At 52.9% G+C, this 12,251-nt stretch carries 8 protein-coding genes; 1 reads left to right on the top strand and 7 read right to left on the bottom strand.

The features are described 5' to 3' along the window. Positions 1-49: 49 nt before the first annotated feature. Positions 50-442, bottom strand: a complete 393-nt coding sequence (locus A8O25_RS05190; protein ID WP_066831815.1) for an ArsR/SmtB family transcription factor — start codon at positions 440-442, stop codon at positions 50-52. A gap of 80 nt (positions 443-522) precedes the next feature. Here A8O25_RS05190 and A8O25_RS05185 point away from each other — a divergent pair, with 80 nt between their 5' ends. Next, positions 523-1,215, top strand: coding sequence for a carboxypeptidase-like regulatory domain-containing protein (locus A8O25_RS05185; protein WP_066831770.1), 693 nt, complete (start codon positions 523-525; stop codon positions 1,213-1,215). Between the two features lie 1,611 nt (positions 1,216-2,826). Here A8O25_RS05185 and A8O25_RS05175 read toward each other — a convergent pair. From A8O25_RS05175 to A8O25_RS05145, 6 genes are all read right to left on the bottom strand, one after another. Next, positions 2,827-5,151 carry a M1 family metallopeptidase gene (locus A8O25_RS05175; RefSeq protein ID WP_066831766.1) on the bottom strand — a complete coding sequence of 775 codons (2,325 nt, stop codon included), beginning with the start codon at positions 5,149-5,151 and terminating at the stop codon, positions 2,827-2,829. An 84-nt stretch (positions 5,152-5,235) separates the two neighbouring features. Continuing rightward, entirely contained in the window at positions 5,236-5,856 is a 621-nt protein-coding gene (locus A8O25_RS05170; protein ID WP_066831764.1) for a J domain-containing protein, read from the bottom strand. A gap of 73 nt (positions 5,857-5,929) precedes the next feature. Beyond that, positions 5,930-6,571: a HupE/UreJ family protein gene (locus A8O25_RS05165; protein WP_220483120.1), complete on the bottom strand. Its 642-nt coding sequence runs from the start codon at positions 6,569-6,571 to the stop codon at positions 5,930-5,932. A 1,401-nt stretch (positions 6,572-7,972) separates the two neighbouring features. Then, positions 7,973-10,591, bottom strand: a complete 2,619-nt coding sequence (gene clpB / locus A8O25_RS05155) for an ATP-dependent chaperone ClpB (protein WP_066831759.1) — start codon at positions 10,589-10,591, stop codon at positions 7,973-7,975. Between the two features lie 203 nt (positions 10,592-10,794). Then, positions 10,795-11,409, bottom strand: coding sequence for a hypothetical protein (locus A8O25_RS05150; RefSeq protein WP_066831758.1), 615 nt, complete (start codon positions 11,407-11,409; stop codon positions 10,795-10,797). 79 nt (positions 11,410-11,488) lie between these two features. Further along, positions 11,489-12,046 carry a hypothetical protein gene (locus A8O25_RS05145; protein WP_066831756.1) on the bottom strand — a complete coding sequence of 186 codons (558 nt, stop codon included), beginning with the start codon at positions 12,044-12,046 and terminating at the stop codon, positions 11,489-11,491. Positions 12,047-12,251: the final 205 nt, after the last annotated feature.

The following is a 12,251-nucleotide window of genomic DNA, read 5'->3' as shown; positions in this document are numbered from 1 at the left end:
CGCCTAAGAGGAACGGCTGGCGGGTGGGCAAAGTTCTTCCTTTTATGGTCTAGCTGATAAATCCCGTGAAATGCCGCTGCTGCAGCCGGTTCACAGCCAACTCCCTGTTAGAATACAAGGTCTTGTACACGTCCTGGTCTTTCAGCAACTGCGGGTCGCGCTCTAAATACCCAAACATCTGCCCCAGAAAGTCCATCATCTCATCTTTGATATAATAAAACGCCCACTGATCCTGTTTACGGAAGGAGACCATGCCGGCGTTCTTCAGGTAAATCAGGTGGCGTGAGGTTTTGGTCTGGGTAAAGTCCAGCACCAGTTCCAGATCAGCAATGCAAAGTTCCTTGTTTTTGAGCAGCAGGTTCAGAATTCTGATTCTGGAAGAGTCTCCCATGGCCCTGAATACTTGTTCACCAAAACCAACGTTAAAATTTTTGAGCCTCATGGTGCGGTTCCCGTAAATAAAAAAGTCCTCTAGCGGCACAAAGTACCATAAAAAGCCTATACTTGTAAACGAACTTACCCATGACAACGCTATATACCAAACCCTCTTTTCTGCTTTCACGCTTTAAACCCGCCTTTTTAGTTTTTGGCGTACTCCTCTTCTTGTTTCTGGGCGGTAGCTGGAACCCGGTGTGCGCCCAGGGCGGAAAAAAAGTGATTCAATTAACCGGGGTAGTCACGGCGGGTGACAGCCTTTTGGGTTTGCCCGGGGCCAGTGTGGTGATACCCAAAGCCGGGCGTGGCACCAACACCAATGAGTATGGCTTTTTCTCTATTCCGGTGCTGGCCGGCGATAGTGTGGTCTTCAGTTCCTTGGGGTACGCCAAGCAGTCTATCATTGTGCCGCAGTCTTTTGAGCGCGACAGTTATTCTGTCATCATAGAGATGCTGGAAGACCCCAACGTGTTGCCAGAGGTACGGGTGTTCCCGTATGCCACTTTCCGGGAGTTTACCCAGGCGGTGCTTGCCATGGAACTGCCTGACAAAGGCATTGATGAGCAGAATGCCATGAGTGCCCAGATTCTGGAGCAGATGTTCCGGAACACCCCCATGGATGGAAACTCCAATCACCGCAACTATATTAATCTGCAGAACCAGCAGATGCTGCGGCGCGGCGGGTACAACCCTGCGGCCAATAACCCGCTTTTGAACCCGTTTGCCTGGTATCAGGTGATTAAGTCAATCAAGAATGGGGATTTTAAGAAGAAGGATTAAATAGGAATTTCTTTAATAAAAAGCAGCAGGCCGTTCTTTTGTAGAACGGCCTGCTGCTTTTTTATGCGGTGCAAAGGTTTAAGTTACGGTTGGTGTTGTTGCAGTTGTAATGTTATACTGTTCACTAATCTATACAAGTTGCTGTAATGCCTCACGAACTTTCTTTTTGAATTGCTTCTGCTGGAATGTGTAATTTATATATTCCCTTGGCTGGTCTGGTTGACGAAGTGCTGCTGTTGTGGGAATACGTGGTTTGCTGTTCCCATGGCTCTGCCGTTTGCTCCGGGGCCTCACTGACTGCTTTGTTTCATTGCTGCTGTTGGAATGCGTGGTTTGCTGTTCCCCTGGCTGTGCCGTTTGCTCCGGTGCGCAATCTCTTTGCTGTTCCATCTTTTCCGGTAAGCGCTCACGGCCGCGGGGCCCCGTCCTGGCGATTCGCACTGCTGCTTCTCTAAACCTTCGGTTTTGCTGCTAAAGCAGCACCGAGAACCAGAGGCGCTCATCCCCACGACTGGTCTCTGTCCCTTTCCTGATCAGTCTTTCCTGTTTATTGCTGCCTCTGCAGGTAACTATTGTAGATCCGCTAGCCTGAGACGAGCCCGTGCTGCGCACATCAGTCGGGGGGCAGAAGTGGTGGATTGGCTATGGCAGACTGATAGTGGCTGCTGCAGCAGCTACAGCAACTGCAGCAGGTCCTGCTGGCGCGAGTCTCCAGACTCGTGTCTAATGATGATGGGTAGTCTCTGACTACCCTCGCTGCCGGGCAGCGACCATGCGCAGTGCTGGTTTACCCGTGCTGGATTGCCAGAGCGGGATTAAATGACTTCAGAACTCAAGACTCAGGACTCCTTTCGTTACCTCCCTTTTGAAGGGCAGGGCTGTTAAGTTCTCGGCTGTTCGGGATTTGCAATTCCGAACTAGCGTATCCTGCGGATTTGTAATCCGCGGCTTGTGCAGGTCTGGAGGGCTGAGACGGGGATTGCAAATCCCCGCATTACCTGCTTCCGGATTGCAAATCAGGAAGAGCAACTTCATTTTAGTAGAACTTAACGGCACTGCCCTTTGAAGGGGGCGAAGGAGGATGTTGACACCTGCTGAACACGCATGCCAGAGGTATACGGGCATAGGGCATAGGTCCCACTCATTGCTGAAATTCCCTTCCCTGGAGGGGTAGGGGTGGGTTCCACGTATTCCTGAACGTCATACAGTTCCCGGCGAGTCTGGAGACTCGACCCAGCCCATGGCACAAGACAGGAGTCGCGCGCCAGTTCCTTTATTTAAATCAGCAATGAACAATCAGCAATTTCAAAAAGACCTTGTAGCGTGCGCAGCACCTGTGGGCGTCTGCACCATTTTCCGTTTCTGACCTGCTTTTTACAAAACACGCCAAAAACGTAATCTTGAAGTGAAGGCCCCCTGCTCCCAATGCAAATCAGCTCTTTGTTGCAGGTCTACGGGGTGGTACAATAGAGCAAAAGCCAGGAGATACCCTGCCGTTCCTGCAAGGGTGAAATGGCCAGAAAAACCGAAAGGCTCCCCACTAGAGGAGCCTTTCGGTTTGTTCCTTTCTGTTTTGGGCCTACTTTTCAGAAAACAGGCTGAAAACAGAAGCTATCTGCCGTTCCCTTGCTGGCGTTGCATCTGCTGCTGGAGCGGGTTTGGCGTAATACCCTGGGGCTGCTGCTTGAACAGTTCAAACCGTGAAGGCTGGGCCCGCTGCGGATAAGCGTTGTTGTCTAGGTTGATGTCTGCCGTTTCCTGGAAAGGGTCTAGCACAAAGCTGGCCACGGGTTTTTCAGTGACAAACACTTTGGTGATCTCCTGCTCATTGTAGCGCCAGATTTCAGCGGGGATGCGCACAACCTGGTTGGTGCCGTCTGTAAAGTTCATCTGTACCACCAGGGGCATCACCAGTCCGCCGTTGTTCCTAACCCCCACTTCATAGAAGTTGAAGCCTTTTTCCAGGAAGGCGCGCTCTTCTGGGGTGAGGCTCTGCAGGTACTTCTGGTACTGCGCTTTGCTTTCTTCGGTCACGGCCAGTGGGTCATAGGTGTTGTAGAAATCCTTCAGTTCCGGCTTCACGTCAACCAGCGTCTTGGGGATGTCCTGCAGGTTGCGCTGCTGGGAAAGGCTCTGCGGGGCCGCGTTAATCTCTGACCGGCGGCGGGCGTTCTCCACCTCTGGGTTTCTGGAGTCAACACTGAACCAACGCACCCCCGTCAGTTCCTGGTCTACGTGGTCTGTGGTGTAGAACCAGCCTCTCCAGAACCAGTCCAGATCAGTGCCAGAGGCGTCTTCCATGGTTCTGAAAAAGTCGGCCGGCATGGGGTGTTTGAAGGCCCAGCGGCGCGCGTATTCCTTGAAAGCATAGTCAAACAGCTTGCGGCCCATCACTGTCTCCCGCAGAATATTGAGGGCGGTGGCCGGTTTGCCATAGGCGTTGTTGCCCAGCTGGGTGATAGACTCAGAGTTGGTCATGATGGGCTGCTGCAGGCTCTTGTCCATCTTCATGTACTCCACAATGTTACGGGGCTCGCCGCGGCGCGACGGGTAATCCCGCTGCCACTCCTGCTCTGCGAGGTACTGTACAAATGTGTTGAGGCCTTCATCCATCCAGGTCCACTGGCGCTCGTCTGAGTTGATGATCATGGGGAAGAAGTTGTGCCCCACTTCGTGGATGATCACTGAGATCATGCCGTACTTGGTGCGCTCGGTATACGAGCCATCGGCCTCTGGCCGACCCCCGTTGAACGAGATCATAGGGTACTCCATTCCGCCCACGGCGCCGTGCACTGAGATAGCCACGGGGTACGGGTAGTCAATGGTGAACCTGGAGTAGACCTTTAGCGTGTGCGCCACCACCTCGGTGGAGTACTGTCCCCACAGCGGGTTGCCTTCTTTGGGGTAGTAGCTCATGGCCAAGGTGTTCTTGCCGGCTACGTTCACGTTCATGGCATCCCAGATGAACTTACGGGAGCTGGCCCAGGCAAAGTCACGCACGTTTTTAGCTGAATACACCCACGTCTTTTTGCCTTTGGCCTTGTTTTTTTCGGCTTGCTCCGCCTCAGCCTGGGTCACAATGAGTACGGGTTTGTTTGCCTTCTGCGCCTGTGCCATGCGGCTGCGCTGGGTGCTGGTCATGACCTGGTCTGGGTTCTGCAGTTCACCGGTAGAGGCCACCACATGGTCAGCTGGTACGGTAATGCTCACGCGGTAGTCCCCAAACGGAAGCGCAAACTCACCCGTGCCCAAAAACTGCTTGTGCTGCCAGCCGTTCACGTCATCATACACGGCCATGCGCGGGAACCACTGCGCCATCTGGTACTCGTAGTTCCCGTCTTTGGGGAAATACTCGTAGCCGCCGCGGCCGCCCTGTTTCTTCTGGTCATTGATGTTGTTGAACCAGTCAATACTGAACTTCACGCTCTGCTTGGGCTTCAATGGCGTTGGAAGGTCTATGCGCATCATGGTGAAGTTGATCACATAGGGCAAAGCTCTGCCGTTGGCGTCTTTTACCGCTTTGATTTTGTAACCGCCGTCAAACGTCTGCTCGGCCAGGGCCTCAGCGGCCTCAAAGGTGGGCTTGGCGGGAATGCGGCTGGTTTGGGTGAGGCTGTTCATGGAATTCTTCTCAAAGATATTCTGGTCCAGCTGCACCCAGAGGTACGTCAACACGTCTGGCGACAGGTTGGTGTAGGTGATGGTCTCAGAACCGGTCACCGACTGGTTGTCATCATTCAGCTCCACCTTGATGTTGTAGTCGGCGCGCTGCTGCCAGTACTCATGGCCGGGGGCCCCGGAGGCGGAGCGGTACACGTTGGGGGTGGGCAGTTCCTGTGCCAGCTGCCTGAATTTTGATTTATCTGTATTCTCTTGCGCCAAGGCGGAGCCTGCCAATGAAAGCAACAGGCCGGCGGCGAGCAAAGATATCTTCATTGAAACGGATGGGTTGTTTGTGGTTCGGGTGAAAGGGCAATTTCGCGATTTGCCGCCAAAGAAAAAAACGCCGGGGTGCCAGTTTCATTCTTCCGGCAGGTCTTCCCCAAAGTGGCGCCGGATGTCTTGCCGGAAGTTCTGCATGATGTTGACAATTCGCCAGCCAACGGGCACCAGAATGACCGCCAGAAACACCCGTTTGGGGTGGTCGCTCAGCAGAAAGAGAAACGGAATGATGGCAATGACAATTCCTGTCAGACTGCCGGCCAGGAGCAGGGCATAGCTGCTGGCCAAGGCAATGCCGTACCACCATTGCTTTTTCATCTCCAGCGTGCGCTGCACGTAGGCGGCATGGTCTTTCTCCTTCTGGCGGCGTACCCGCTCGCGCGCCACTTCGGCCCAGGCCGCAAACTCTCTGGGGTCTGCGGGCGGTTCATACAGGTGCTGGTACTTTTCCCAGTCGCGCTCAGCTTTGGTGGCAGCAGTTTGGGGGGCAGGGGGAAAAGCAGGGGCGGCAACGCCAACGGTGTGGTACTTTTGGAGGTACTCATACGCTGCCTGCACTTGCAGGAATACTTCATAGGCACCCGGTTGGCGGTTCCGGTCTGGGTGGTATTGGAGTACCAGCTGGCGGTAGGCCTGCCTGATCTGGGACATCTGCGCCCCGTACGGAAGTTGCAAGACTCTGTATGACTCCGCCAGCATGAGAGAAAATGTAAAAGGAACATGGGGTGTACGTTCCTGTTTTAAGGCTGTTCCCTAAAAAAAAGGCTGTTCCCTAAAAAACAGCCGATAAATCCTGGCCCAGAATCAGCATGAGCGCAATGGCCCCCGCGGCGCTGCTCACGCCAAGTATCCAGTCCCGTTTCTTTACGTGCAGGATGTGGGTGAGCAGGAGGTTGATCAGCAGCACCAGCGCCACAATGAGCAACTGCCCCAGTTCTATGCCCACGTTAAACGCAAACAGCTCCAGCACAATGTTCTGCCCTTTCCCCAGCAAAGACTTCAGGTAATTGGAGAACCCCATGCCGTGAATCAGCCCGAAGGCAATGGCGAATACATTGTTCCAGGACCAGAGCGCGCCGCCTTTTTTCTTGCCTTTGTTCAGTTGGGTGAAATTGTACAGGCAGGTGATTAAGATAGTGACGGGAATCAGGAGTTCAATCAGGGCCGTGTTGAATGTGAGCATCTCCAGCGTGGAAAGCGCCAGCGTGATAGAGTGGCCAACGGTAAAACTGGTGACCAGCGCCAGAATTCTACGCCACTCACTGCCGGAGTACACCGCGCACATGGCCAGCACAAACACCATGTGGTCATACGCCTGCAGGTTGAAAATATGGTGAAAGCCCAGTTGGAGGTACGTGTAGAAGACAGAAGACACAGAAAGAAGAATAAGGGGGTACACAGGAACAGTTGACAAAATTAGAAAATGCTGGGGCTCTGGCAAGGGTGCTGATGAGTTTCTGTTTTTGACTTGTTTTTGGAAAAACAGGCTAAAAACAGAAATATGTGTCTTTTTGCTGGATGGAGGTGCAGGAAAGAGTAGTGTGTGCTTTCACCGGAAGTTGTAGCTACAGTGGCAATATCTACTTTGCTGTTCCCCTTGACGGAATACAGATCGCTGTTCCCCTGGCTGCGGCTGGAAGGCGAAGTCTGCTGTTGCCTTGGCAGTGCAGTTGGGAGCAGGGCATCAAAAGCCCCTTCTGTTTCATTGTTGTTAGCAGGAGTGTATGCGTAGTTCGTTATTCCCTTGGCTTTGCCGCTTGCTGCAGTGCTGTTATTTTAGGAATACGTAGTCCGCTGCTCCCTTGGCTTTAGCGCTTGTCGCGGTGTTTAGTAGCTGCATTGTTTCATCTTTTCCGGTAAGCGCTCACGGCCGCGGGGCCCCGTCCTGGCGGCTCGCACTGCTGTTAAAACTACGCCTTTGGCGTTGCCTTGGGCACCGTATTAACAGAGGCGCTCCCCGCCAGGACTGGTCTGGGTTCCTCTCCTGTTACTTCCTTACTTGCTCTGTCTGTTTCAGTAGGTAACCGTTGTTGTCCCGCTAGCCTATGGCGAGCCCGTGCTGCGCACATCAGCCAAGGGCAGAAGTGTTGATTTAACAGAGGTGCCACTGGCAGAAGTGTTGATTGTTCATTGCTGCTTGTTTGCTTACTTATTGCTGCTTATTTGTCGCTTTCACTGGTTCAAGTTTCCAACTTGGACCTATAATGGCGGAAGCTTTCATCTTCCATGAGGCGGCCGCCTCACATTACCTCTGCCCTCTATAGCTCCTCTATGGCGCGGAAGTTACTTCCGTGCCTTCTAACGCCAGCTGATACTCACGCGCTGGCGCGAGTCCCCAGAATCGTGTCTACTGATGACGGGCGGTCTCTGGCTGCCCCCGCGGCGCGGCGGCGAAACCAGGCATTGCTGCTTCATTCCTGCTGAATTGCCTAAGGGGAAAAGAAAGGACTCTGGACTCAAGACTCATAACTCAGGACTCACTCCAATACTCCCCCTTTGGAAGGGGGCGAAGGGGGATGTTTGACTCAGGAGAGCACGCATTCCAGAAAACTCCCCTCCCGGGAAGGGTGGGTTCTATACACCTGCCCCCGCTGTACCGCCTGCTCAAAAGACCTCGTAGCGTCTTTCAGACCTGCGAGCGTCTGTGCCAGTTGCTTTTGCCATAACAACTGAAAAACCTTTTCCGCAGGGAGAAGAAAACCCGCTAAGTCTTTTTTGGGGCTGTTTTCAGAAAACAGCCCCAAAACGGAAGGCCGTAAAAAAAGCGCGGAGAAATTCTCCGGCCGCTTCACCACTTTTAATCACTCACTATCAATTACCTGTCAATGGGCAGGTCAATGTCCACGTTGATGAACTTGATCTGATCCCCTTCCAGTACGGCTTCTACCACGGCGTCTTTCCGGATGTCACCGGCCAAGATGGCTTTGGACAGCTCGTTCAGGATACGGCGTTGCAGCACACGCTTCAACGGACGGGCGCCGAACTGCGGATCGTAACCCTCGTGGCCCAGGAAGTCCAGTACCTCGTCGGTGGCTTCCAGACGGATGCCGGTGTCTTCCAGACGGTCCTGGATCTGACGGAACTGGATGTCCACAATCTTCCGGATCTCACGGGAGCTCAACGGCCGGAACATGATCAACTCATCAATTCGGTTCAGGAACTCAGGGCGCAGGGTCTTCTTCAAGAGCTCAAACACCTCGTCACGGGTCCGGTCAATGGTGGGCTCAGGGTTCAGTTCATCCAGATGCTGGAAGTTCTCCTGAATAATGTGCGCCCCAATGTTAGACGTCATGATGATGATGGTGTTCTTGAAGTTGGCCACGCGGCCTTTGTTATCAGTCAAACGACCATCATCCAGCACTTGCAGCAAGATGTTAAACACGTCTGGGTGCGCTTTCTCAATCTCGTCCAGCAAGATGACAGAGTACGGCTTCCGGCGAACGGCTTCGGTCAACTGACCGCCTTCGTCGTAGCCTACGTATCCCGGAGGCGCTCCCACCAGACGGCTCACGGCGTGGCGCTCCTGGTACTCACTCATGTCAATGCGCACCATGGCGTTCTCGTCGTTGAACAGGAAGTCGGCCAGCGCCTTGGCGAGCTCGGTTTTACCCACCCCGGTGGTACCCAGGAAGATAAATGAACCGATAGGGCGTTTGGGGTCTTGCAGGCCGGCCCGGCTGCGGCGCACGGCATCAGAAATAGCGGCAATGGCTTCTTCCTGACCGGCCACGCGACGGCCCAGTTCTTCTTCCAGGTGCAACAGTTTCTCGCGGTCACTTTGCAACATCTTATTCACTGGCACGCCAGTCCACTTAGCCACAACCTCGGCGATGTCTTCAGAGGTTACTTCCTCCTGTAGCATGCGGTCACCTTCCTGCTGCTGTTTCACCTGCTCCTGCAGTTCGCGCAGCTTGGCTTCGGCCTCCTGGATTTTACCGTAACGCAGCTCGGCTACTCTACCGTAATCCCCGGCGCGCTCGGCCTGCTCGGCTTCCAGTCGGTACTGCTCAATGGCTTCCTTCTGTTTCTGGATGCCTTCAATCACCTGTTTCTCACTCTGCCATTTGGCGCGCAGGGCGTCACGGGTTTCGCTTAAATCAGCAATCTCTTTGGAAAGCAGGTTCTCTTTCTCCTTATCATTCTCACGGCGGATGGCTTCGCGCTCAATCTCCAACTGCATGATCTTGCGCTGCACCTCGTCCAGCTCTACAGGCAAAGAGTCAATCTCGATGCGCAGTTTAGAAGCGGCCTCGTCTACCAGGTCAATGGCTTTGTCGGGCAAGAAACGGTCAGAGATGTAGCGGCTGGACAGTTCCACGGCAGCAATCACCGCATCGTCTTTGATGCGCACGCCGTGGTGCAACTCGTACTTCTCTTTAATACCACGCAGGATGGAAATGGCATCTGGAATGCTGGGTTCATCTACCGTCACCGCCTGGAACCGACGCTCCATGGCTTTGTCTTTCTCAAAGTACTTCTGGTACTCTTTCAAAGTGGTGGCACCAATGGCATGCAATTCCCCGCGGGCCAAAGCTGGTTTCAGAAGGTTCGCGGCATCCATGGCGCTGTCGCCACCGGCACCGGCTCCAATCAGGGTGTGGATCTCGTCAATGAAGAGCACAATCTCGCCCTCAGAGTCTACTACTTCTTTGATGACCGCTTTCAGACGCTCCTCAAACTCGCCTTTGTATTTGGCTCCTGCTACCAGTAAGCCCATATCCAGACTCATGATGGTTTTGGACTTGAGGTTCTCGGGCACGTCACCAGACACAATGCGCTGGGCCAGACCTTCTACGATGGCGGTTTTACCTACGCCCGGCTCACCCAGCAGAATCGGGTTGTTTTTGGTACGGCGGCTCAGAATCTGCAACACGCGCCTGATTTCCTCGTCACGGCCAATCACCGGGTCAATCTTGCCTAGGCGAGCCTGCTCGTTCAGGTCAATGGCGTAACGCTTGAGCGAGTTGTATTTCGCCTCGGCGTTTTGGTCAGTCACTTTAGAGTCACCGCGCAGTTCTTTGATGGCTGCTTTCAGGCCTTTCTCCGTGATACCGCTGTCTTTTAAGAGCGTAGCGGTTTTGTCACGGCCGGCCAGCAAGCCCAGCAATAAGTGCTCAATGGCCACGTACTCATCCCCAAATTCTTTCAAATACGAGTTGGCTTTCTGTAACGCCGCCGCGGCATCATTGCCCAGGTACGGACTGCCGCCGCTCACTTTAGGGTAGGCGTTCACAATCTCGTCCAGGCGGGTGTTGAATTGGTTCACGTTCACGCCCAGCTTCTTCAGGTAGAAACCGGTCACGTTCTCGTCGGTCTGCAGGATACCCTTCAGCAAGTGCCCCGTCTCAATGGCCTGCTGCTGGTTGCCGCCGGCAATCTCGGTTGCCTTCTGCACGGCCTCCTGGCTTTTGATGGTATAGTTGTTAAAGTTCATATGTTTTGTTTTTCCGTAGTTTCTAGTTTTTTACTCTACGACGGTTAAAGCAAAGCAGGTGCCGAGGCGTTTTGGGGCTGTTTTTCGGAAATAATGTCAGAGTTGGATGGGCTGTTTGAATAGTTGTAAGACAGAATGGCTGGGTGTGGTTGGTGTAGACACTCGTAGGAGCTTCGCACACTACGAGGTCATTTGAGCCAGCGCTATAGGTCGTCTTCTAAGAGTGGGGTAATGAATTTGAAGTCTGCAGCGTTTTCTTGATGAAAGCTTTTAAACCAGTCTTTGCCGCCAAACCATTGCAGCACTTCCTCCCGTAGCAGGTTGGTTTTCTTAAGGGAGAGAAGGCTGTGGTACGAGGAATATGGCCATTCCTGAAAATCCTCTACTATCCCATGATGTTGTGGGTTGAAGTGGAGGTAGTACACCAGGCGTGTAAAATAGGCTTCTGAGGTAACTTCTTTTCTGCCAAACCTGTTTTGAAACAAGCTTCCAACTCTTTTATTCACTGCGTTGAATGCTTTCGTGTATGCGTTTAGCAAGTGTGAAAATTGCTGAGAGATATTCACCAGCTTTTCCTCTATCTGACCATCTGCGCTCTTCCATCTTAGTGCCTCCTCCTCTTTTACCTGAACAAGCAAATGAAAATGATTTGGCAATAAGCAGTACGCATAGGTGTATACATAAGGAGTCAAATACTTCCTGTACAACTGCAAAAAGTAATTATAGTTTTCCTTACTTATGAAGACAGTCTCTTTGTTGTTCCCGCGCGTGTAGACGTGGTAAAACTTGCCCGCTTCTAAAGGAACACTTTTCTGCATCTTTTAAAGTTTCTAAACTTAACGCCGCCTGCTCAACAGACCTCGTAGTGTGCGAAGCTCCTACGAGTGTCTACGCCTGTTACACCAACTGCCGCAGCTGCTGTAACAGCCTGTACAGCATGTCATAGATTTCGCGCAGTTCGGCTATGTTTAAGATAGCTTCATCTTTAGAAAAGGTAAGCACGGTCTCATGGCCAGAATCATCAGCGTCATCATGCAGTTTGAGTTCGCAGCTTTTGTGTTTGAGGAGCAGCTGGTGCACCGTAGGGTCAGAGAGCAGCTGTTTGAGTGTATCAGGTTGGTTGGTTTTGATAATGAAGGCCTCGTCTATGTCTGGGTAACCCAGTTCCACATCTTCCATCCCGAAGAATTTGCCTACCTCGTCCATCCACCCTTGCTCATGCAGGGAAAAACGCAGCGACACATTTTCTGGGACCGGCGCCATGAAGTTGGTAGATGAGATGCCACCCTCAAAGCCGCCGCCTAAATCAAGGTCGGTATCAAAATAGATTTGGGTATCATTTAACTGCACCAGAGCCGAGTAGCTGAGAAGTTCTTTCTGGCTGGCCATGTCATAGGCTACTTTTTGCCAAATTTCATCTTGGGTAGAGCCGGTAAAGGTGTGCAAAGTTTCCATAAGGGTTAGGTGTATTGGTGAGGGATGGTATTACGTTCGTCTTCTTATAACGCATTCCCCGCGGGGCAGGTTAACTTAGGATGAGCCCCAAGGCGCTCAACTGGAAGCAAATGGCTTGCTTTGCGTTCCAGCCTCTGGGATTTCAGGTAAAAGGAGCCAGTGCAGAATCTGAAAAGCGTTGCTGGAGGCGAACCTGCCTTAACAC

Source organism: Rufibacter ruber (assembly GCF_001647275.1).
GTDB classification, from domain to species: domain Bacteria; phylum Bacteroidota; class Bacteroidia; order Cytophagales; family Hymenobacteraceae; genus Nibribacter; species Nibribacter ruber_C.
Note: the sequence above shows the minus strand (reverse complement) of the source record. Positions and strands in the feature narration are given on the sequence as shown.

Excerpts from the sequence above, each read along its gene's own strand:
- A8O25_RS05190 (WP_066831815.1), bottom strand. The coding sequence starts at position 442 with ATGAGGCTCAAAAATTTTAACGTTGGTTTTGGTGAACAAGTATTCAGG.
- A8O25_RS05185 (WP_066831770.1), top strand. The coding sequence starts at position 523 with ATGACAACGCTATATACCAAACCCTCTTTTCTGCTTTCACGCTTTAAA.
- A8O25_RS05175 (WP_066831766.1), bottom strand. The coding sequence starts at position 5,151 with ATGAAGATATCTTTGCTCGCCGCCGGCCTGTTGCTTTCATTGGCAGGC.
- A8O25_RS05170 (WP_066831764.1), bottom strand. The coding sequence starts at position 5,856 with ATGCTGGCGGAGTCATACAGAGTCTTGCAACTTCCGTACGGGGCGCAG.
- clpB (WP_066831759.1), bottom strand. The coding sequence starts at position 10,591 with ATGAACTTTAACAACTATACCATCAAAAGCCAGGAGGCCGTGCAGAAG.
- A8O25_RS05150 (WP_066831758.1), bottom strand. The coding sequence starts at position 11,409 with ATGCAGAAAAGTGTTCCTTTAGAAGCGGGCAAGTTTTACCACGTCTAC.
- A8O25_RS05145 (WP_066831756.1), bottom strand. The coding sequence starts at position 12,046 with ATGGAAACTTTGCACACCTTTACCGGCTCTACCCAAGATGAAATTTGG.